Origin of the sequence: Cellulomonas wangleii (genome assembly GCF_018388445.1) — a bacterium.
Classification (GTDB): domain Bacteria; phylum Actinomycetota; class Actinomycetes; order Actinomycetales; family Cellulomonadaceae; genus Cellulomonas; species Cellulomonas wangleii.
Genome location: NZ_CP074405.1, coordinates 647,849 through 668,348, shown reverse-complemented (window position 1 = coordinate 668,348; position 20,500 = coordinate 647,849). Strand labels below are relative to the sequence as shown.

General features: G+C 76.1%; 18 protein-coding genes. 3 read left to right on the top strand and 15 right to left on the bottom strand.

Going from position 1 to position 20,500, the window contains the following annotated elements; all coding sequences use genetic code 11:
• Positions 1-18 precede the first annotated feature (18 nt).
• The 14 genes from panD to dacB form a co-directional block, all read right to left on the bottom strand.
• On the bottom strand, positions 19-489 hold the full coding sequence (gene panD, locus KG103_RS03295; RefSeq protein WP_249670758.1) for an aspartate 1-decarboxylase: 471 nt from the start codon (positions 487-489) through the stop codon (positions 19-21).
• On the bottom strand, positions 486-1,466 hold the full coding sequence (panC, locus tag KG103_RS03290; protein ID WP_207340442.1) for a pantoate--beta-alanine ligase: 981 nt from the start codon (positions 1,464-1,466) through the stop codon (positions 486-488). Before panC ends, panD begins: the two co-directional genes overlap by 4 nt.
• Complete coding sequence (locus KG103_RS03285) at positions 1,463-2,509, bottom strand: Rossmann-like and DUF2520 domain-containing protein (protein WP_207340441.1); 1,047 nt, start codon at positions 2,507-2,509, stop codon at positions 1,463-1,465. The genes panC and KG103_RS03285 overlap by 4 nt, the downstream gene beginning before the upstream one ends.
• Entirely contained in the window at positions 2,506-4,263 is a 1,758-nt protein-coding gene (locus tag KG103_RS03280; RefSeq protein WP_207340440.1) for a PH domain-containing protein, read from the bottom strand. The genes KG103_RS03285 and KG103_RS03280 overlap by 4 nt, the downstream gene beginning before the upstream one ends.
• On the bottom strand, positions 4,260-4,781 hold the full coding sequence (locus KG103_RS03275) for a PH domain-containing protein (RefSeq protein ID WP_207340439.1): 522 nt from the start codon (positions 4,779-4,781) through the stop codon (positions 4,260-4,262). Before KG103_RS03275 ends, KG103_RS03280 begins: the two co-directional genes overlap by 4 nt.
• Before the next feature lie 46 nt (positions 4,782-4,827).
• Entirely contained in the window at positions 4,828-5,322 is a 495-nt protein-coding gene (locus KG103_RS03270) for a DUF3180 domain-containing protein (protein WP_207340438.1), read from the bottom strand.
• Positions 5,319-6,926: a 2-amino-4-hydroxy-6-hydroxymethyldihydropteridine diphosphokinase gene (gene folK, locus KG103_RS03265; protein WP_213319978.1), complete on the bottom strand. Its 1,608-nt coding sequence runs from the start codon at positions 6,924-6,926 to the stop codon at positions 5,319-5,321. The genes KG103_RS03270 and folK overlap by 4 nt, the downstream gene beginning before the upstream one ends.
• Positions 6,923-7,774 (bottom strand): dihydropteroate synthase, encoded by an 852-nt coding sequence (gene folP, locus KG103_RS03260; protein WP_207340786.1) that lies wholly within the window; start codon positions 7,772-7,774, stop codon positions 6,923-6,925. The genes folK and folP overlap by 4 nt, the downstream gene beginning before the upstream one ends.
• A gap of 106 nt (positions 7,775-7,880) precedes the next feature.
• A complete protein-coding gene (gene folE / locus KG103_RS03255) occupies positions 7,881-8,492 on the bottom strand; it encodes a GTP cyclohydrolase I FolE (protein WP_443623135.1) in 612 nt (203 codons plus the stop codon).
• A 1-nt stretch (position 8,493) separates the two neighbouring features.
• Positions 8,494-10,545, bottom strand: coding sequence for an ATP-dependent zinc metalloprotease FtsH (gene ftsH / locus KG103_RS03250; protein WP_207340437.1), 2,052 nt, complete (start codon positions 10,543-10,545; stop codon positions 8,494-8,496).
• Between the two features lie 119 nt (positions 10,546-10,664).
• Complete coding sequence (gene hpt, locus KG103_RS03245) at positions 10,665-11,219, bottom strand: hypoxanthine phosphoribosyltransferase (RefSeq protein WP_207340436.1); 555 nt, start codon at positions 11,217-11,219, stop codon at positions 10,665-10,667.
• A gap of 3 nt (positions 11,220-11,222) precedes the next feature.
• Entirely contained in the window at positions 11,223-12,380 is a 1,158-nt protein-coding gene (gene tilS / locus KG103_RS03240) for a tRNA lysidine(34) synthetase TilS (RefSeq protein WP_207340435.1), read from the bottom strand.
• 37 nt (positions 12,381-12,417) lie between these two features.
• Complete coding sequence (locus KG103_RS03235; RefSeq protein WP_207340434.1) at positions 12,418-13,506, bottom strand: zinc-dependent metalloprotease; 1,089 nt, start codon at positions 13,504-13,506, stop codon at positions 12,418-12,420.
• A 114-nt stretch (positions 13,507-13,620) separates the two neighbouring features.
• Positions 13,621-15,033, bottom strand: a complete 1,413-nt coding sequence (dacB, locus tag KG103_RS03230; protein ID WP_207340433.1) for a D-alanyl-D-alanine carboxypeptidase/D-alanyl-D-alanine endopeptidase — start codon at positions 15,031-15,033, stop codon at positions 13,621-13,623.
• A 157-nt stretch (positions 15,034-15,190) separates the two neighbouring features.
• Here dacB and KG103_RS03225 point away from each other — a divergent pair, with 157 nt between their 5' ends.
• A complete protein-coding gene (locus KG103_RS03225) occupies positions 15,191-15,685 on the top strand; it encodes an inorganic diphosphatase (protein ID WP_089800440.1) in 495 nt (164 codons plus the stop codon).
• 203 nt (positions 15,686-15,888) lie between these two features.
• Here KG103_RS03225 and KG103_RS03220 read toward each other — a convergent pair whose 3' ends face one another.
• Positions 15,889-17,370, bottom strand: coding sequence for a C40 family peptidase (locus KG103_RS03220; RefSeq protein WP_249670749.1), 1,482 nt, complete (start codon positions 17,368-17,370; stop codon positions 15,889-15,891).
• Positions 17,371-17,835: 465 nt separating this feature from the next.
• Between KG103_RS03220 and KG103_RS03215 the strand changes: the two genes are divergently transcribed.
• Complete coding sequence (locus KG103_RS03215) at positions 17,836-19,155, top strand: bifunctional o-acetylhomoserine/o-acetylserine sulfhydrylase (RefSeq protein ID WP_207340432.1); 1,320 nt, start codon at positions 17,836-17,838, stop codon at positions 19,153-19,155.
• Between the two features lie 30 nt (positions 19,156-19,185).
• Positions 19,186-20,487 carry a homoserine O-acetyltransferase MetX gene (gene metX, locus KG103_RS03210; RefSeq protein ID WP_242635845.1) on the top strand — a complete coding sequence of 434 codons (1,302 nt, stop codon included), beginning with the start codon at positions 19,186-19,188 and terminating at the stop codon, positions 20,485-20,487.
• The last annotated feature ends 13 nt before the right edge of the window (positions 20,488-20,500 follow it).

The following is a 20,500-nucleotide window of genomic DNA, read 5'->3' as shown; positions in this document are numbered from 1 at the left end:
GACACTAGCGCGGCAGGGTCAGCCCACCGCGCCGTCGACCGCCTCCCGGCCGCGCGCCAGCGGCAGGCCCGACGCGACGAGGCCCGTCCGCGCCGTCCACTCCTCCGGCACCTGGCCCGGGTCGTCGCCCGTGTCGACGATGCGGTTGTCCGCGTCGACGAGCACGACGTGCGGGGTGTACGTGCGCGCCTCCGCGTCGGACATCGTGCCGTAGGCGATGACGATGACGACGTCACCCGGGTGGACCAGGTGGGCGGCGGCGCCGTTGACGCACACCTGCCCACCGCCGGGCTCGCCCGCGATCGCGTAGGTGGTCAGGCGCGCGCCGTTGGTCACGTCGACGACGTCGACCTGCTGACCGGGCAGGACGTCCGCCGCCGCGAGCAGGTCCGCGTCGATCGTGATGGAGCCGACGTAGTGCAGGTCGGCGGCCGTGACCGTGGCGCGGTGCACCTTGCCGGTCATCATCGTGCGCTGCAGCGTGGTCACGCGGCACCCCCGGTCGTGCGGCCCGTCGCGTCGGAGCCCCGGCCCGCGCCGGCCAGGCCGGTGCGCAGCGTCAGCGGGGCGTTGTCGATCAGCCGCGTGCTCCCCACCCGCGCGGCCAGCAGCAGCAGCGCCTCGTCGGTGCGGGCGTCGGCCGGCGCGAAGGTCCCAGCGTCGACGAGCGCCACGTAGTCCACCGCGTCGTCGTCGGACAACCGCTCGTCGAGCACGGCACGAGCAGCCGCGACGACCTCGTCCGCGCCCTGCCCGCCGTCCGCGGCGCGACGCCCGGCGGACAGCGCCGCCGACAGGCCCAGGGCACGCTCGCGCTCGTCGGCCGTCAGGTACGCGTTGCGGCTCGAGCGGGCCAGACCGTCGGGCTCGCGCACCGTCGGGTGCACGGCGACGACGACCGGCACGTCGAGGTCCTCGACCATCCGCCGCACCGCGACCACCTGCTGCGCGTCCTTCTGGCCGAACACGGCCACGTCCGGCTGCGTCAGGTGCATCAGCTTGAGCACCACCGTGAGCACACCGTCGAGGTGGCCGGGACGCGAGGCGCCCTCGAGGACGTCGCCGACACGACCCGCGGTCACGCGGACCGTCGGGTCCCCGTCCGGGTAGACGACGTCGACCGTCGGGGCGAACACCACGTCCTGCGGGCGCAGCAGACCGGGGCCCGACAGCAGCCGCAGGTCCCGCTCCAGGTCGCGCGGGTACCGGGCCAGGTCCTCCGTGGGGCCGAACTGCAGCGGGTTGACGAAGATCGTCACCACGACGACCTCCGCCAGCGAGCGGGCGTGCTCGACGAGCGCCAGGTGCCCCTCGTGCAGCGCCCCCATGGTCATGACCACGGCGCGCCGGTAGCGGCGCCGGCCGGTGTCCGACTCGGGCCGCGGCAGCGTGGCGGCGTCCTGCGCGGCCAGCGCCGCGGCGAGGCCGTCGCGGTCGCGCACCAGCGCGGGGTGGGTGGTGCTCATGCGTCCTCCTGCGGCGGGGTGCCGCCGTCGTCGTCCGGTCCTGGCGCGCGGGGGTGTCCCGGCGGCGGTGCTCCGTGGTCGTCCTCCTGCAACGCCGGGGGCGCCGGGATGATGCCCGCGAGCGCGTCGAGCACGCGCTGCGCTGCGTCGGGGCCGACCAGCCCGGCGCTGAGCGCCCGCGCCGCCGCGGCCCGCGACAGCGCACCGTAACCCGTCAGCACGTCGACCGCACCGCTGGTGGTGCCGAGCTCGGCGAGCACCGCGACGTGGTCGGCCACCGTGCCGGCGTCCCCGCGCCGCACCGGGCCGGTGAGCGCGCTCACCGCACCCGGACCGGTGTCCCCGGCGGCGTCCTCCGCCCGCAGCGCCCCGTCGAGCGCCGCCTCCAGCAGGGGACGCAGCACGCGACCGGGATCCGCCACGCCCGCCGCCCGCAGCACCTGGGCCGCCTGGGCCACCAGCACCACCAGGTGGTTCGCACCGTGCGCGAGCCCCGCGTGGTAGAGCGGGCGCCGGTCCTCGTCGACGACCACCGGCTCCCCACCGATCTCGACGACGAGCGCCTGGCCGATCGGCAGCACGGGCCCGGGCGCGGTCACCGCGAACGCGCAGCCCGCCAGCCGGGCCAGGTCGAGGGACGTCCCCGTGAAGGTCATCGCGGGGTGCAGTGCCAGCGGGATCACGCCGGCGGCGCGGGCGGGCGCGAGCACGGCCGTGCCGAAGCGCCCCGACGTGTGCACGGCGATCTGCCCCACCTGCCACGCGCCCGTGTCCGCCAGGCCCTGGACCAGCGGCGCGAGCGCGTCGTCGGGCACGGCCAGCAGCACCAGCTCGGCGCGGCGCACCACCTCGGGCACCTCCAGCACCGGCACGCCCGGCAGCAGCATCGCGGCACGCTCGCGCGACGCCTCGGACACCGCGGAGACCCCGACCACCGGGTGGCCCGCACCGCGCAGCGCACTGCCCAGGACGGCGCCCACGCGCCCGGCGCCCACGACGCCCACACCCAGGCGGCCCGGACGCGACGCCGGGTCGGCGGTCACGGTCGGCCCCCGTCGTCGGCGACGGGCTCGGCCGGCGTGGGGCGGACGGCCGCCACGACCGTCGGGTCGGGTGCCGTCGCGGTGGCTGCCGTCGGGGCCGGGGGCGGCGCCGTCGGGGCCGTGGGCGTCGGGGCCGTGGGCGTCGGGGTCGGGGCCGTCGGCGCGGGTGCCGCGTCGACCACCGGCGGCTGCGGAGGCTGCGCGCCGGCGACGTCGCCGCCCGTCCCCAGGTCCGCCGCGGCCGTCCGCATCCACAGCTCGGGTCCGGCGACGGCCCGGGCCTCGCGGGCGCGGCGCGCCTGCTCCTGCAGCAGCTCCGCGGCGACGTGCTCGTCCAGGTGCTCGACCTGCGGCGTGACGGGTCCGGGAGTCGAGTGGGTGACGAACGTGGCGAGCCGCAGGCGCCGCTGCACCGGGCCCTGGGTGAGCGCGATGCTCTGCGTGCGCTCGTGCGGCACGACGACCACCGAGCGCCACCACCGGCCCGACCGCATGACCAGGGCGGTGCGTGTCACCAGGACCCCGTGCCGGCGCCGGCTCAGCGGGTCGACCCAGCGCGCGCGGTACGGGGCGGGCGTGAACCCGCCGTCGTCGTCGCGGCCCGTCAGGGCGGCGTCGAGCGTCGCCAGCGGGTCGTCGACGCCCAGGTCCGGCAGCACCAGCCACAGCGCGACCGCGGCCTCCGCCCGCGTGGCGACGGGGTGCAGCACGGACTCGGTCATCGACTCGGCGCCGTAGCCCGCGACGTTGATCTCGACCTTCCACCAGTCGGCGCCGCGCCAGAACGGCCCCTGGCTGAGGCGCACGGCCTGCACGCGTCCCGGCGGCACGGTCTGGGTACGGGTCTCGGTCAGCCCGTGCCGCAGCCGGATCCCGTCGGGGGACACGGCCGCGCGGAACGTCGCGGCGGCGTTGAGCCGCCCCCACACGTAGCCGCCCACGCCGATGACGCCGGGCAGGACGACGAACAGCATGCCCACGTCCCCCACCGTGACGCTCGCGGCGACCGACGCCACGAACACGACCAGCAGGGCCCACGGCGGCCCCGAGCGCAGGATCGACCGGATGAGCCGGGGCATGGGCAGCTCGTACACCTGCCGCTCGGGCGCGGCCTCGTACACGCGCACACCCGGGCTCCCGGCTGCCGCGCCCGCGACGTCGGGCACCGCGCCCGCCGCCCCGTCGACCGCGGTACCGGCGTCCGGGTCGCCCGCGGGCCCGGGCACCACCCGCGTCGGCCCGACGCCGGCGGCGAGCGCGAGGATCTGGGCGCGCAGCGACTCCGCCTCGGCCTCCCGCAGGAAGGCCAGCTGCACGGCGGAGCCCGTGCCGCCGGCGACCTCGAGGTTGAGCTGGGCGAGTCCCAGCAGCCGCGCGAGCAGCGGCTGCACCATGTCGACGGCCTGCAACCGGTCCAGGCGCGCCTGGCGCTGCTGGCGGAACAGCAGTCCCGTGCGCAGGTGCACGGCCGTGTCGGTGACGGCGTAGCGCATGACCCGCCACGCCAGCGCGGAGTACACGAAACCGACGAGCCCGACGAGCACGACGGCACCGAGCACGACGAGCCACGCGCGGCCCGGGCCGAGCGCCCCGACCACGTCGCGCAGCACGTCGGCCATCTGGTAGCCGACGATCGCGACGAACGCCACCAGCGCCTTCCACCCGCGCAGCGCCGGTGTCACGGGGTGCAGACGGCGCCAGTCGTACCCTTCCTCCCCCGCGGACTCGGGCACGGGGTGCAGCGCGGTGCTCACAGCCCCGCCAGCCGGGCCTCACCGCGGGACGCGAGCCGGTCGCGCAGCCGCGCGGCCTCGGCCGGCGGCAGACCCGGGATGGTCGCGTCGGTGCCGGGGGCGGCGGTGTGCAGCTGCACGGTCGCGATGCCGAACCGGCGGGCGAGCGGACCGGACGTCACGTCGACGTACTGCATGCGCCCGTACGGCACCACGACGAGCGAGCGCAGCAGGATGCCCCGGCGGATCAGCAGGTCGTCGGCGCGTTCGGCGTACCCCACCGCGCGGACCTGACGCGGCACGAGCAGCGCGCCCCACACCAGCAGGACGACCACGAGCGCGGGCACCGCCCACAGCCACGGCACGCCGACCAGCGCCGCGAGCAGCACCGTCGGGACGAGCAGCACGACGGCCCAGATCCCGAGGACCACGAGGCGCGCGGTCGCCAGGCGCGTCGACACCGCCGTCCACTCGACGTCGTGCAGGTCGAACGGGTCGGTGTCGCCCGCCGCGGCAGCCGGTTCCGGGGTGGTGGTCATGGGGTCCATCCTCCCGCACGGCATCGGGTGCCCGGGTGCGGGCGGGTCAGCCCGCCGAGGGGTCGGGCTCGGTGCGGCGGCGCACGGCCGGCTCCTCGGCGTCCGGCGGCGGGATCCGGCACCAGTGCTCGACGACGAGCCCCACGACGGCGAGCACGACCGCCCCGACCACGGCGACACCGGCGGACCCGGCCCGCGCCGAGTTGCCGGGCACGTCGGCGTCGGTGAGCAGGGACAGAGCCTGCCCGCCGTACCAGCCGGTCAGCAGCGCCCCGGTGTAGCACGACGCCTTGGCGAGCACCGCGGTGCGGGCCGCACGCACGGGGTCCAGCAGCGGTCGCCTGCCCCGCTGGTACTGCCGCACCGCCCAGCCCATCGACAGCACGACACCGGCGATCACCAGCTCCACGGCGACCACGAGCCACGGGACGTCCGGCGGGGTGGCCGCACCGCGGCCGACCGTCATCCGCATGGCCCACCACGTGACGGCCGTGACCCCGGCCGCCAGCAGGACGAGCGTGCGCACCCGGGTCGCGGTCACGGTCGGTGCGTCCCCTCCGGACCGGCGGCGTCCGGCTCGGGGATGGCCGCCGGCACGGGCGCCGTCAGCCAGTCGAGGGCCATCCAGCGCACGCCGTCGCGGTCGGGTGCGGTCGCGGCGAGCTGTGCCACGGGCCCGCCGCCGAGCCCGGGCAGCACCGCCTCCGGGTCGACCTGCGCCCACGGCTCGAGGACGAACGCGCGCTCGTGCGCGCGGGGGTGCGGCAGCTCGAGGTCGTCGGTCACGGCCAGGGTGTCGCCGTACACGATGATGTCGACGTCCAGGGTGCGCGGGCCCCAGCGCTCGGCGCGCTCGCGTCCGTGCGCGTTCTCCACCGCGTGCACGGCGCGCAGCAGCTCGCGTGCGGCCAGCGTGGTGCGGGCCAGCACGACGGCGTTGAGGTAGTCCGGCTGCTCGGGGCCGATCGCGGCGGTCCGGGCCAACGGGGACACGGCGACGACCTCGACGCCCGGCGTCGCCGCGAGGTCGGCGACCGCCCGCCGCAGGGTGTCCTGCGCGGGGCCGAGGTTCGCCCCCAGCGCGAGCACCGTCCGCACGGGGTGACCCGGCGGCTCGTCGAGCGCGTCCTGCACGATCTCGCCCTCGACGACGTCCGTGACCGGGTCCATGAGCTGCGTCGCACCGAGATCCGGGCCGGGGCCGTCCTCGTGGCGGTCGTGGACCGGCCACTCGGGCCGGGGTGCGGCGGGCGCGGCCGCGTACGCGTCCACCCGCGCGGCGTAGGCCGGGTCGACGGGCGCCCCGCCGGCACGCTCCGCACCGTGCGACGGCGAGGCGGCGACGGCGGCACCCACCGCGGGCAGCACCCCGGTCGGGACCGCACCGGTCGGCGCCGGCCCGACGCGGACCGCACCGCCGTCGGGACCGCCGTCGTGCGCGGGGCGCGAGGTGTCGGGCGCGGGCGGACCCGCCGCGGGCGCCCCGGCAGGCGGTGACGGCGGCCCGGGGACCGTGGCCGCACCGGACGCGGGCGTGACCGGTGCCGCCGGCGCCGCGTGCGCGACGAGCGGCGGCAGCGGGGGTGCGGCGGGCAGCGGGGCGGCGGCGGGCAGCGGGGCGGCGGCGGGCAGCGCGTCCGGGGCGGCGGCCCCCAGCGGCAGCGACGCCGTGCGCGGTCGCGACGCGTCGGTGGACCGGCGCACCTGCCCGGTCGCGGGGCGGTACGGCTCGGCGGCCGGGAGCTTGCTGCGGTCGCGCCGGATCGAGACCACGACGTCGTCGAACGGCACCGTGATCGGTGCCTCGGGCTTGTGCACGGCCACGTCGACGGCGTGCACGCCCGGCCGTGCGAGCACGGTCGCCGCGATCCGCTCGGCCAGGGTCTCCACCAGGTCGACCGGCTCCCCGGTGAGCACGGCCACGACCTGCTCGGCCAGCTCCCCGTAGTGCACGGTGTGCGCCAGGTCGTCGCCGGCCGCTGCGCGACGCGTGTCCACGTGCACGACGACGTCGGCGACGAACGTCTGCCCGTCGCGCCGTTCGTGCGGGAACACCCCGTGGTACCCCGTGGCGCGGATGCCCGTCAGCCGGATCTGGTCCAGCCGGCGCCCGCCCTCGTCCTGCACGTCGTCCTGCACGTTCACCGCGCTCCTTCCCGTGCGGCACCCGTCGTCGCGTGCCGTGCCGTCGTGTCGCCCTGCGCGTCCCGCCAGCGTGCGGCCACCCGCACCGCTGCCGCGGACGCCGCCACCTCGTGCACCCGGACCGCCCAGGCCCCCGCCGCAGCGGCCAGCGCCGTGACGGCCGCGGTCGCGTCGTCGCGGGCCTCCGGCGCGGCGGGCGTGCCGTCGGGCCCGGCCAGGAGGTGCCCGAGGAACCGCTTGCGGCTGGCGCCCACCAGCACCGGGTAGCCGTCGGCCACCAGGTCCGGCAGGTGGGCCAGCAGCGGCCAGTTGCTCTCGCCCGTCTTCGCGAACCCGAGGCCCGGGTCCAGCACGACCTGCTCGTCGCGCACCCCCGCCGCGTGCAGCGCGGCCACGCGCTGCGCGAGCTCGCGCCGCACGTCGCCCACGACGTCGTCGTAGACGTCGTGCGCGTCCATCACGTCCGCGTGGCCCCGCCAGTGCATCGCGACGTACGCCGCACCGGTGCGGGCGACGACGTCCGCCATGGCGGGGTCCGCCATGCCGCCCGACACGTCGTTGACCAGCACCGCACCGCGCTCCACGGCCCGCTCGGCCACGACGGCGCGGGTGGTGTCCACGCTCACCGCGGCACCGTGCGCGACCAGCCGCTCGACCACCGGGAGCACACGCGCGAGCTCCTCGTCGACCGGGACCCGGGCCGCGCCGGGGCGCGTCGACTCGCCCCCGACGTCGAGCAGGTCGGCACCCTGCGACAGCAGCACCACCCCGCGCTCGACCGCGGCGTCCGCGTCGAACCAGCGCCCGCCGTCGGAGAACGAGTCGGGGGTGACGTTGACGACCCCCATGACCAGGGTGCGGCCGGGCGCCCGCAGCGCGGGGGGCAGCGCCGTGAGCCGTGGCCCGTCGGCGTCGCCCCGGTGCGTCGTCGGCCGCGTGTCCACGTCGGTCCCGTCAGCGGCCCGTGACCAGGCTCATGGCCTCGGCACGGGTCGCCACGTCACGCATCTGCCCGCGCACGGCCGACGTGACGGTGCGCGCCCCCGGCTTGCGCACGCCCCGCATGGACATGCACAGGTGCTCGCACTCGACCACGACCAGCACGCCCGTCGGGTCGAGCACCTCGACCAGTGCGTCGGCGATCTGCGTCGTCAGCCGCTCCTGGACCTGCGGGCGCCGGGCGTAGACGTCCACCAGGCGCGCGAGCTTCGACAGACCCGTGATGCGCCCGTCGGCACCGGGGATGTAGCCCACGTGCGCGACGCCGTGGAACGGCACCAGGTGGTGCTCGCAGGTGGAGTACACCTCGATGTCGCGCACCAGGACCATCTCCTCGTGGCCGAGGTCGAACGTCGTGGTGAGCACGTCGCGCGCGTCGAGCCGCAGCCCGGCGAAGATCTCGCGGTAGGCGCGGGCGACCCGTGCCGGCGTCTCGCGCAGCCCCTCGCGGTCGGGGTCCTCCCCCACGGCCAGCAGCAGCTCGCGCACGGCACGCGCCGCACGCTCCTCGTCGTACGACCCGGCGCAGGCCCCGCCCGTCGCGGCGGGTGGCGTCACGGCGCTCACGTCACCGAGGTCCGTCCGCGTCCGGCGTGCCGTCCGGGGGCAGCTCGACGACGGCGGTCGCGGGGTGCTCGGGACGGGCCGCCGCGGCCTCGTCCTGCGGCACCACGCCGTGGCCGTTGAGCGCGGCCTTCTCAGCCGGCGTCATGACGGGCCCGCGGTCGGACACCGCGCGCTCCTCGGCGGACAGCCACACGTCGCGCGGCGGGCGCTTGACGACCGGGGCGAAGATCTCGGCCAGCTGGTCCTGGTTGAGGGTCTCCTTCTCGAGGAGCTCCAGCACCAGGGCGTCGAGCACGTCGCGGTACTCCACGAGGACGTCGCGCGCCTCGTCGTGCGCCCGCTCGATGAGCGCGCGGACCTCGAGGTCGATCGACGCGGCCACGTCCTCCGAGTAGTCCCGCTGGTGGCCGACGTCGCGGCCCAGGAACATCTCGCTCGACTCCTGGCCGAGCTTGATCGCGCCGATCCGCGCGCTCATGCCGTACTGCGTGACCATCTTGCGGGCCGTGGACGTGGCCTTCTCGATGTCGTTGCTCGCCCCGGTCGTGGGGTCGTGGAACACGAGCTCCTCGGCGACGCGGCCGCCCATCGCGTACGCGAGCTGGTCGAGCAGCTCGTTGCGCGTCGTGGAGTACTTGTCCTCCATCGGCATGACCATCGTGTAGCCCAGCGCACGCCCGCGCGGCAGGATCGTCACCTTCGTCACCGGGTCCGTGTACCGCATGGCGGCCGCCACCAGGGCGTGACCGCCCTCGTGGTACGCGGTGATCTTGAGCTCCTTGACGTTCATGACGCGCGTGCGCTTCTGCGGGCCGGCGATGACGCGGTCGATCGCCTCGTCCAGCGCGGCGTCGTCGATGACCTGCGCGCCACGGCGGGCCGTGAGCAGCGCGGCCTCGTTGAGCACGTTGGCCAGGTCGGCGCCGCTGAAGCCCGGGGTGCGGCGCGCGACGACCGCGAGGTCGACGCCCGGCGCCATCGGCTTGCCCTGGGAGTGCACGGCGAGGATCCGCTCGCGGCCCTTGAGGTCCGGCGGCTCGACCGCGACCTGGCGGTCGAAGCGGCCCGGGCGCAGGAGCGCGGGGTCGAGGATGTCGGGGCGGTTGGTCGCCGCGATGAGGATGACGTTCGTCTTGACGTCGAACCCGTCCATCTCGACGAGCATCTGGTTGAGCGTCTGCTCGCGCTCGTCGTGCCCGCCGCCCAGGCCGGCGCCGCGGTGACGCCCGACCGCGTCGATCTCGTCGACGAAGATGATCGCGGGGCTGTTCTCCTTGGCCTGCTGGAACAGGTCGCGCACGCGGCTCGCGCCGACGCCGACGAACATCTCGACGAAGTCCGAGCCGGAGATCGAGTAGAAGGGCACGCCCGCCTCACCGGCGACCGCACGGGCCAGCAGGGTCTTGCCGGTCCCGGGCGGGCCGTACAGCAGCACGCCCTTGGGGATCTTGGCACCGACGGCCTGGAACTTGGCCGGCTCGGCGAGGAACTCCTTGATCTCCTGCAGCTCCTCGACCGCCTCGTCGACGCCCGCCACGTCCGCGAACGTGACCTTCGGCGACTCCTTGCTCACCAGCTTGGCCTTCGACTTGCCGAAGCTCATGACCTTCGAGCCGCCGCCCTGCATGTTCGACATCAGGAACCAGAACAGGCCCAGGATGATGATGAACGGCAGGACGAGGGTCAGCAGGCTGCCCCACCACGACGGCTGCGGGACCTTCGAGGTGAAGCCGTTGGGCGGGTCGGCCGCGGTGATCGCGTCGACGACCTGCTCGCCCTGCGGGGTGACGTAGAAGAAGTAGACCTGCTTGCCCAGGTCACCGTCCTCGTCGGGCTCCGGGTCGTAGGCCTCGGTGAGCGTGAGGTCCACGCGCTGCGTGCCCTCGGTCACCAGGGCCTGGTCGACCTTGCCGTCCTCGAGCAGCTGCAGACCGGCTGACGTGTCGATCTGCTGCGACGCCGGCACCTGGAGCATGCCGAACGCGGTGAGCAGGATGGCGACGGCCAGGGCGACCCAGATGAAGGGGCCGCGGAAGAGACGCTTGACATTCATGGGCGATCGGGGCGTGGCCCCTCATCCTCCGCTCGCAGGGACACTGCCCTTGAAAGTACACGCTGGACCTGGACGGCCCCTGTGGTGTTCGCCCAGGGCACAGGCGCCCCGCGGCCGGCTCAGTCCTGGTAGACGTGCGGCGCCAGCGTCCCGACGAACGGCAGGTTGCGGTAGCGCTCGGCGTAGTCGAGGCCGTACCCCACGACGAACTCCGTCGGGATGTCGAAGCCCACGTACTTCACCGGCACCTCGACCTTCGCCGCCTCGGGCTTGCGCAGCATCGTCGCGATCTCGACCGACGCCGGGCCGCGCGAGCGCAGGTTGGACAGCAGCCACGACAGCGTCAGGCCGGAGTCGATGATGTCCTCGACGATCAGGACGTGCCGGCCGATGAGGTCGGTGTCCAGGTCCTTGAGGATCCGCACGACGCCCGAGGACTTGGTGCCCGAGCCGTACGAGGACACCGCCATCCAGTCCATCTCGACCTTGCCGTGCAGCCGGCGCGCCAGGTCGGCCATCACCATGACCGCGCCCTTGAGCACACCGACGAGCAGCAGCGGCTCGCCCGCGTAGTCGGCGTCGATCTGCGCCGCCATCTCGTCGAGCCGCGCGTGGAGCTGCTCCTCGCTCAGCAGCACCCGCTCGAGGTCGTCACCCATGTCCGCCGCGTCCACCGCTCACTCCCGGTCGTCGTGCTCGTCGTCGTGCTCGTGGTCCTGGTGGTCCTGCCTGCCGGCCCGTCCCCCGGCGGACCGTGCGGGCCGGGCCGCGTCGGCACCGCCACCCGCGGCCTGTGGCAGGCCCAGGTAGAGCCTGCCACACCCGCGTCGTGCCACCCGGCCACCGGGCAGGTGCACCGGCCCCTGCCCGCGCCACTGCGTGACCAACGCCTCGACGGCCAGCACGTGCACGCGCGCGAGCGCACCCGGCGGGCAGCCCGCGCGCACCGCGGCGTCGTGCAGGACGCGCCGCCGCACCGCGGCAGGGGCTGCCGCGAGGGGGCCCACGTCCAGCACGACGACCCCGGACTGCCCGGGCGCGGACGCGGACGCGACGAGCCCGGCGGCCGCCTGCTCCAGCGCCTCGTCCGCGTCGGCGAGCGCCTCCGCCGTGCGGGCGAGCGCCTGCGCGACCCCGGGTCCCAGGATCGTCTCGAGCACCGGCAGCACCTCGGTGCGCACACGGCTGCGCAGCGGCAGGTCGTCCGCGGACCCCGGCACCGCGCCGGTCCCGGCGACGACGTCCGTCCCGGCCGGCGGCCGGCCGTTGGTCGGGTCGTGCCACGGGACCAGGCCCTGCGCCGCGCACGCCGCCTCGGTGTCCGTCCGCCGCAGCGCGAGGAGCGGGCGGCGCAGGCGCCCGCGCACCGGCCGCATCCCGGCCAGCGCGCGCTCGCCGGACCCGCGCGCGAGCGCCAGCAGCACCGTCTCGGCCTGGTCGTCGAGGGTGTGGCCGAGCAGCACCGCCGCCGCGTCGAGCTCGTCCGCGACCGCGTCGAGCGCGGCGTGGCGGGCGGTCCGGGCGGCGCCCTCCGGCCCCCCTGCGGTCCCGACGTCCACGCGGACCACCCGCACGGGGTCCAGTCCCAGGGCGCGGCACGCGGCTGCGGCGTCGCGCGCGACGTCGGCGGACCCGGGCTGCAGCCCGTGGTCGACGACCACGGCGCCCGCACGCCACCCGGCACGCGGGGCCTCCCACGCGAGCCCCGCGGCCAGCGCCAGCGAGTCGGCGCCACCCGAGCAGCCGACGAGCACCGTGCGGCCCGGCGGCACGTCGGCCAGGGCGCGGCGCACGGCGACGCGCACGGCGGCGACGGCCGGCGGCGGCCCGCTCACGGCCGACGGGGCCGCGGCGTCGAGCGACGGGCGCAGGTCATCCGTGCACGCGGCGCACCCACACGGCGGGGTCGCCGATCTCGGCGGCGCTCGGCAGCGCGTCGGGGCCGCTCCACACCGCGTTCAGGCCCTCCGTGCCGACGCGGGCGCGCACCGCCCGGACGAACGACGCACCGTCCCGGTACTGCGCCAGCTTGAGGTCCATGCCCAGCAGCCGCCGCAGGAGGCGGTCGACGCCGGTCGCACGGGCCGACGCGTCCCGGCGCCGCTCGAACGCCCTCCGGATCGTCCGCACGGTCGGCACGACGGACGGGCCCACCTCGTCCATCATCACGTCCGCGTGCCCCTCGAGCAGCGCCATGACCGCACCGACCTCGTCGAACACCTCCCGCTGGCGCTCGGTGAGCAGGTGCAGCACACCGCCCTCGTCGTGCGTCACGGCGCGCACCAGCGCGCTCAGCAGGTCCTCGAGGCGCGGCAGGGCGGCACGTTCCGGTGCGCCGCCGGGGGCCAGGTCCGCCAGGTCGGCGAGCAGCTCCGCCGACCGCGCGCGCAGGTGGTCGGCGAGCCACGGCGCGGTGGCGAACTGCAGGGCGTGCGTCTGCTCGTGCAGCGCCACCCAGAGGCGGAAGTCGTGGCCGTCCACGCCGAGCTGACGCTCGGTGGCCAGGACGTTGGGCGCCACCAGCAGCAGCCGCCCGGGCTGCCCGGGCGCCGCGGTGAACGGGTCGTACTGCCCGATGACCTTGCCCGACAGCAGCGCCAGCACGCCGCCGACCTGCGCGGCGGCGGCCAGCCGGGCCGCGTCCGGCACGACCACGGGGGTGCCGTCGCGGCGCGTGGCCAGCGGTGCGGCCATGACCGCGAACATCTCGGCGTTGGCGGTCGCCCAGCGCGGCCGGTCCACCACCAGGACGCGCGAGAGCTCGGCGGGGTGCCGACCGTCGGCAGGCACCATGCCGGTCGCGTCGACGACGTGCCGGGCCGCGACGCCCGCCGCCGCCCGCAGGTCCGTCACGAGCTCGACCAGGGTGGCCCGGTCGGCGACCGGGCCGGGGGCCGCGACCCGCCCGGCCAGGCGGGCGGCGGCGTTCCAGTCGACGGGTCCGGGAGCGGTGGGCTGCACGCGCCCACGGTAACGCGCGAGCGCGCGACGGGCGGGGTCAGCGCGGGCGGGGTCAGCGCGGGCGGGGTCAGCGCGGGCGGTGTCAGCGGCAGGCGGGGTCAGCGGCAGGCGGTGTCAGCGGCAGCCGCAGGCCGCCAGCGACCCGACGAAGCCGTCGATGGCCTGCCGGGGGGCCCACTGCCCGCCCTCGGGCGTCTGGTCCGCCATGACGACGAACACGAGCTGGCGTCGCTGGCTGTCCAGCACGGTGCCGGCCAGGGAGGTGACTCGCGGCAGCGAGCCCGTCTTGGCGCGCACGAGCCCGCGGGCGTCGGACCGGGTGAAGCGGTCGGACAGCGTGCCGGACAGGCCGGCGACCGGCATGCCCACGGCGACGTCGCGCAGCAGCGGGTGCGCGGGGTCCGTGGTCAGCCGCACCACGTCGGCCAGCAGGGCCGGTGACAGGGAGGAGCCGGCGCCCAGCCCTGACGCGTCGACCATCCGGGCGGCCGACACGTCGATCCCGAGGGTCCCGACCTGGCGCAGCACCGCCTGCGTCCCGCCGTCGAAGCTGGCGGGCAGGCCGGCGTCGAGCGCGACGAGGCGGGACACGACCTCGGTGATGGTGTTGTCGGACGTCTCCAGGAAGTAGTGCACGACGTCGACCAGGGGCGCGGACTCGACGCGCGCGAGCTCCGGCGCACCCTGCGTCGACGACGTGCGCGTCGGCTCGCCCTGCACCGTGACGCCCAGCTCGCCCAGGCGCTGCGCCAGCACCTTCGCCGCCGCCAGGGACGGGTCCGACGTGCGCGGCGCGTACTCGCCCTCACCGACGCGGCCGATGTCGACCGCCAGCCCGGTGACGGGCGCGACGAACCCCTCGTTCACGTTGGCGGGGTGCCACGCCGGGCTGACCGTCGGGCCGGCGAACAGCGCGTCGTCCACCAGGAGGCGCACGCTGGTCGTCCCCTGCAGCGCCAGCGCCGCGGCGGTGCGTGCCGCGAGGTCGGCCATGCCCGCGCGCCCGGCGGTGGCCGCCGGGTCGCCGGCACCGGCCGCCAGCATCATGTCCCCGCCCGCGACCAGCGCGATCGTGCCGTCGTCGACGCGCACCACCCGGGTGGGCAGCGTCGCGTCCGGGTCGAGCGCCGTGAGCGCGGCGACGCCCGTGAGGATCTTGGCCGTCGACGCGGGGATGCGGCCGGCGTCGGGCTGGTGGGACGCGAGCGTCTCCCCCGTGAGCTGGTCGACCACCGTGACCCCCACGCTGGGGCCCAGGCGCGGGTCGGTGACGAGCCCGTCGACCAGGGACTGGACCTGGGCCGCGGCGGGCAGCGGCACCTGCGGGTCGAGGTCGCCCAGCGCCCGCGGCACCGCGGTGGGGTCGACCGCGCCCGGCGCCGTGGGGAACGGGGACGGGTCCGGCACGGGGGGTGCCAGGGTCACGATGCCGGGCACGACGTCGTACGCGTCGGCCGTCGCGTACCCCGCTCCGAGCAGCACGACCACGAGCGTGCCCACCCCCGCGACCCGTCCTGCTGTGGCCATCGTCACTCCTTCCGGGACGTCGTGCCCCCTGCGGCCCGGTACCGCCGCAACGGTGGGTCAGACTACTGTCCGAGACAACGGCGCCCGGGGAGACGACGCGCCCAGTGGTCGATCGACCACCGCCCGGGGGGCGGGGACGCGTGGAGGGAAGCAACAAGTGGAGTTCGACGTCACGATCGAGATCCCCAAGGGGCAGCGCAACAAGTACGAGGTGGACCACGCGACGGGGCGGATCCGCCTCGACCGGATGCTGTTCACCTCGACGCGCTACCCCGACGACTACGGCTTCATCGAGGGGACCCTCGGCGAGGACGGGGACCCGTTGGACGCCCTGGTGCTGCTGGAGGAGCCCACGTTCCCCGGCTGCCTCATCCGCTGCCGCGCGCTGGGCATGTTCCGCATGCGCGACGAGGCCGGCGGTGACGACAAGGTGCTGTGCGTGCCGACGGGCGACCAGCGCGCCGCGTGGCGTCAGGACATCGACGACGTGTCCGACTTCCACCGCCTGGAGATCCAGCACTTCTTCGAGGTCTACAAGGACCTCGAGCCGGGCAAGTCCGTCGAGGGCGCCCACTGGGTGGGCCGCGCCGACGCCGAGGCCGAGATCGAGCGGTCGCGGCAGCGCGCGATCGACTCCGGCTACAACCACTGAGCACGCACAACTGAGCACGCACGGCCCCTCGGGGGGTCGCGCACGAGGGCGGTCGGGCGGTGACGCCGGGCCGCCCTCCGGCGTTCCCGGGGCATGACGTGCGGGCGTGCGGACGCGCAGGCGACCGGGACACCGCGGCGCGTCGGGACGTGCGGGCGCCGGACGTGCCGCGCGGACGTGCCGACGAGGGGGTGACCCCGTCGTCAGGGGCGACCGGCGAACGGCATGGTCTTCGACCAGCGCATCGACGTGACGCGCAACGGCACACCGGGCCTGGACGCCTCGACGATCTGCCCGTTGCCCACCCACATCGCGACGTGGTGGATCGAGTTCGGGTCGGCCGGGTTGTCGCCCCAGAACACGAGGTCGCCGGGCCGCAGCTGGTCGTACGAGATCTTGAGGACCTGCTTGTACTGGTCGCGCGACGTGCGGTTGATGCCGACGCCCGCGGCGCGCCACGCGCCGCCCGTCAGGCCCGAGCAGTCGTACCCGTCGGGGCCGGTGCCGCCGTAGACGTACGGCAGGCCGACCTTCGACTGCGCCCACGCGACGGCCGCGGCACCGGCTGCGGCGGATCCGCGCGACGTCCCCGTGCCCAGGCCGTAGGGCGTCGAGGGCGCGGGAGCAGGAGCGGGTGCGGGTGCGGGTGCGGGTGCCGGTGCGGGTGCAGGGGCCGGGGCGGGAGCCGGCGCGGGCGCGGGAGCCGGCGCGGGAGCCGGTGCCGGAGCAGGCGCGGGAGCCGGGACCGCGGGACGCGGGCCGCCCGAGCCACCGCCGTTCGAGCCGCCGCCCGGCGCGGGAGCGCTCGGGGCGGTCCCGGGCGCGGGCAGCCGCTGCGCCTGGGCGGCGGCCTCCGCACGGGCGCGCCGGTCGGCGTCGAGCGCGTCCTGCCGGGCACGCTCCACCTCGGCACTGGTCTGCCGGGCCGCGGCGAGGGCGGTGATGAGTCCGTCACGCTCCGTACGGCCCGCAGCGAGCGACGCGTCGGCGTCGGCCTGCACGCGCTCGGCCTGTGCGAGCGCCTCCGCGGCGGCGTCGGCGGCGGCACCGGCGGCCTGCGCGGCGTCGGCGGAGCGCCGCTGCATCGTCTCGGCGACCAGCAGCGCGGCCTGGTACTCCTGCACCGCGTCGTCGGCCTTGCCCGTCACCTGGTCCAGGGCGGTGGTGCGGCGCGCGACGTCCTGGAAGCCGTCCGCGGACAGCGCGGCCTCGAGGACGTCGGCCGACCCACCGGTGCGGGCGAGCTGCCGGGCGAAGGTGACCAGCCGGCGGCGCGCCTCCTCGGCCTCCGCGGCGGCGTGCTCGGCGCGCCCGGAGGCGTCGGCCGCGCGCGCCCGGGCGGCGTCGGCGTCGGCCACCGACCGGGTGTAGCCCTCGGCGGCGGTCTGGACGACGACCTCGGCGGACTCTGCCGACGCGGCGAGCTCGGCGAGGCGCACCTCGAGCTGCGCCACGGACATCTGCGCCCGCGCCACCCCGGCACGGGCCTCGCGCACGTCGTCCGCGGACGGCGTGGCGGCTGCCGGCGTCACGACGAGCCCGAGCGTCAGCAGGCCGACGGGCAGCACGGCGAGGCGGCGCGGCACGCGGCGGGCGAGGGGGCGGCGGGCGGCACGCAGGCACGCCGCACCGGGACCGTCCACGGGGGCCGGGCGGGGCTGGGGTGTCACGTCGCCGTCATGCACGTTCGGCACGCTACCTGTGGGATTCACACAAGAGAACACCTGTCACAACAGTCCCAGAAGTCACATCGTTGTGGTTCGGGAGCAACCCGGACAGACCCCCTGGGCTGTTCGGGTGACGACCGCGCGACGGGGTCGCCGACCCCTCCGATCCGCGGGAACGGGCCCCGGCGGCGCGGGGCACGGCCGGGGCGCGTCGCCGATCTCGAAGGGTGAGATGTCCGTGCCACGGAGCGGGACGGAGCACGTAGTCTCCTGGACATGTTCCGTCGAATGTGTCGCTGACCGCGCACGTTCCCCCTGCCCACGGGCCGGTGGTCCGGCGAGGGTGCCGGATCCACCGACCGGCCGGCACCGGAGCAGCACGTGCGCTTCCCCTGACCCCCCGCGGGGCGGGCGTCGACGGCGCGCTCCTCGGGTGACAGTCCCCCACCCCGACCACCCGGCACCGCCGGCGAGGAGCACACCATGAGCAACGAGAGCTGGAGCTTCGAGACCCGGCAGGTGCACGCCGGCCAGACCCCCGACGCCGCGACGGGCGCCCGGGCGCTGCCGATCTACCAGACCACCTCCTTCGTCTTCGACTCCGCCGAGCAGGCCGCGGACAGGTTCGCGCTCAAGGAGCTCGGGCCCATCTACACGCGCATCAACAACCCGACCCAGGAGGTCGTGGAGAACCGCATCGCGAGCCTGGAGGGCGGGGTCGGCGCGCTGCTGCTCGCGTCCGGCCAGGCCGCGGAGACGTTCGCGATCCTCAACATCGCGCAGGCCGGCGACCACGTCGTCGCGTCCCCCAGCCTCTACGGCGGCACCTACAACCTGCTGCAGCACACGCTGCCCCGGTTCGGCATCGAGACCACCTTCGTCGCCGACCCGCACGACGCCCAGGCGTGGCGCGACGCGGTCCGCCCGAACACCAAGCTGTTCTTCGCCGAGACGATCCCCAACCCCAAGTCCGACGTGCTCGACATCGAGCTGGTCGCCGGCGTCGCCCACGCGCACGGGGTGCCGCTCGTGGTCGACAACACCGTCGCCACCCCGTACCTCATCAACCCCCTGCAGTGGGGCGCCGACGTGGTGGTGCACTCGGCCACCAAGTACCTGGGCGGGCACGGCACCGCGATCGGCGGCGTGATCGTCGACGGTGGCACGTTCGACTACGCCCAGCACCCCGAGCGGTTCCCGGCGTACAACACGCCCGACCCGTCGTACAACGGCCTGGTGTTCGCCCGCGACCTGGGCGTCGGCGGAGCCTTCGGCGTCAACCTGTCCTTCATCCTCAAGGCGCGCGTCCAGCTGCTGCGCGACCTGGGCGCCGCGATCAGCCCGTTCAACGCGTTCCTCATCGCCCAGGGCGTCGAGACGCTCTCGCTGCGCGTCGAGCGGCACGTCGAGAACGCGCAGAAGGTCGCGGCGTGGCTCGAGGCGCGCGACGAGGTCCGGCACGTGCACTACGCGGGCCTGGAGTCCAGCCCGTGGCACGCCAACCAGCTCAAGTACGCGCCGCGCGGCGCGGGTGCCGTGCTGGCGTTCGAGCTCGACGGCGGCGCCGCGGCCGGTCAGGCGTTCGTCTCGGCGCTCGAGCTGCACTCGAACGTCGCGAACATCGGTGACGTGCGCTCCCTGGTGATCCACCCGGCCTCGACGACGCACAGCCAGCTGACCCCCGAGCAGCAGGCGCTGTCGGGCGTGACGCCGGGGCTCGTGCGCCTCGCGGTGGGCATCGAGCACATCGACGACATCCTCGCCGACCTGGACGCGGGGTTCCGCGCGGCCAAGGGCGCCTGAGACCCGGCCCCGACGAGAGGCGCTCGCACGATGACCCGACCCGACCCCCGACCCCACACCCGCACGCCCGCGCCCGCCGGGCGTGCGATGCCCGCGGGGCCGGGGGCGGGACCGGTCGACGTGCCGGACCCGCTCGTCGGGCGCCCTGCGCGCCGCGGCGGGACGCTCGGCAGCCGCCGCCCGCTGCCCGAGCGGCCGCCCGTGCCCGCGAGCGCGGCGTGGCGCGACGGCGCCGACCCGGGACGCCGGCAGTTCGCCGACCTCGGTCCGCTGAAGCTCGAGTCGGGTGGTCGCCTGCCGGCCGTCCGCCTGGCGTACGAGACGTGGGGCGAGCTGGACGAGGACGGCAGCAACGCCGTGCTGGTGCTGCACGCGCTCACGGGCGACTCGCACGTCACGGGTGACGCGGGTCCGGGGCACCCGACCCCCGGGTGGTGGCAGTCGATGGTGGGCCCCGGTGCGCCCATCGACACCGACCGCTGGTTCGTCGTCGCGCCCAACGTGCTCGGCGGGTGCCAGGGCTCGACCGGCCCCGCGTCCGACGCCCCCGACGGGCGTCCCTGGGGAGGGCGGTTCCCGCTGCTCAGCGTCCGCGACCAGGTGGCCGCGGAGCTGCGCCTGGCGGACCTGCTGGGTGTCGACTCGTGGGCGCTGGTCATCGGCGCCTCGATGGGCGGGCACCGCGTGCTGGAGTGGGCGGCCTCGGCACCGGACCGCGTCGACGCCGTCGCCGCGATCGCGACGTGCGCGCAGACGTCGGGCGACCAGATCGCCGGGTTCCACACCCAGCTCGCCGCGATCACCGCCGACCCGCGCTACCGCGGGGGCGACTACTACGACGTGCCGGACGGCGAGGGCCCGCACGCCGGGCTCGGGCTCGCCCGGCAGATCGCCCACCAGACGTACCGCTCCGCGGTGGAGCTGGACACCCGGTTCGGGCGGATCCCGCAGGGCGCCGAGGACCCGCTGGAGGGCGGCCGGTTCGCGGTGCAGTCGTACCTCGACCACCACGGCGACAAGCTGTCCCGGCGGTTCGACGCCAACACCTACGTCACGCTCACGCGCACGATGATCACGCACGACCTGGGGCGCGACCGCGGCGGGGTGGAGGCGGCGCTCGCCCAGGTCACGGCGCGCGCCCTGGTGATCGCCGTCGACAGCGACCGGCTGTTCACACCGGCGCAGTCCGAGCGGGTGGCGGCCGCGATCCCCGGGTCCGGCCCGGTCCGGTACGTGCACTCCGACTACGGGCACGACGGCTTCCTCATCGAGGAGGACCAGGTCGGCCGGCACGTCGCGGACTTCCTGCGCGAGGGCGCCCGCCGGGCCTGACGGGGCCGCCCGG

What these genes read in the sequence shown, in the direction of transcription:
- metX (WP_242635845.1), top strand. Translation starts at nt 19,186, where the DNA reads ATGACCCGACCCGACCCCCGACCCCACACCCGCACGCCCGCGCCCGCC.
- panC (WP_207340442.1), bottom strand. Translation starts at nt 1,466, where the DNA reads ATGAGCACCACCCACCCCGCGCTGGTGCGCGACCGCGACGGCCTCGCC.
- KG103_RS03215 (WP_207340432.1), top strand. Translation starts at nt 17,836, where the DNA reads ATGAGCAACGAGAGCTGGAGCTTCGAGACCCGGCAGGTGCACGCCGGC.
- ftsH (WP_207340437.1), bottom strand. Translation starts at nt 10,545, where the DNA reads ATGAATGTCAAGCGTCTCTTCCGCGGCCCCTTCATCTGGGTCGCCCTG.
- folP (WP_207340786.1), bottom strand. Translation starts at nt 7,774, where the DNA reads ATGGGGGTCGTCAACGTCACCCCCGACTCGTTCTCCGACGGCGGGCGC.
- dacB (WP_207340433.1), bottom strand. Translation starts at nt 15,033, where the DNA reads ATGGCCACAGCAGGACGGGTCGCGGGGGTGGGCACGCTCGTGGTCGTG.
- KG103_RS03275 (WP_207340439.1), bottom strand. Translation starts at nt 4,781, where the DNA reads ATGACCACCACCCCGGAACCGGCTGCCGCGGCGGGCGACACCGACCCG.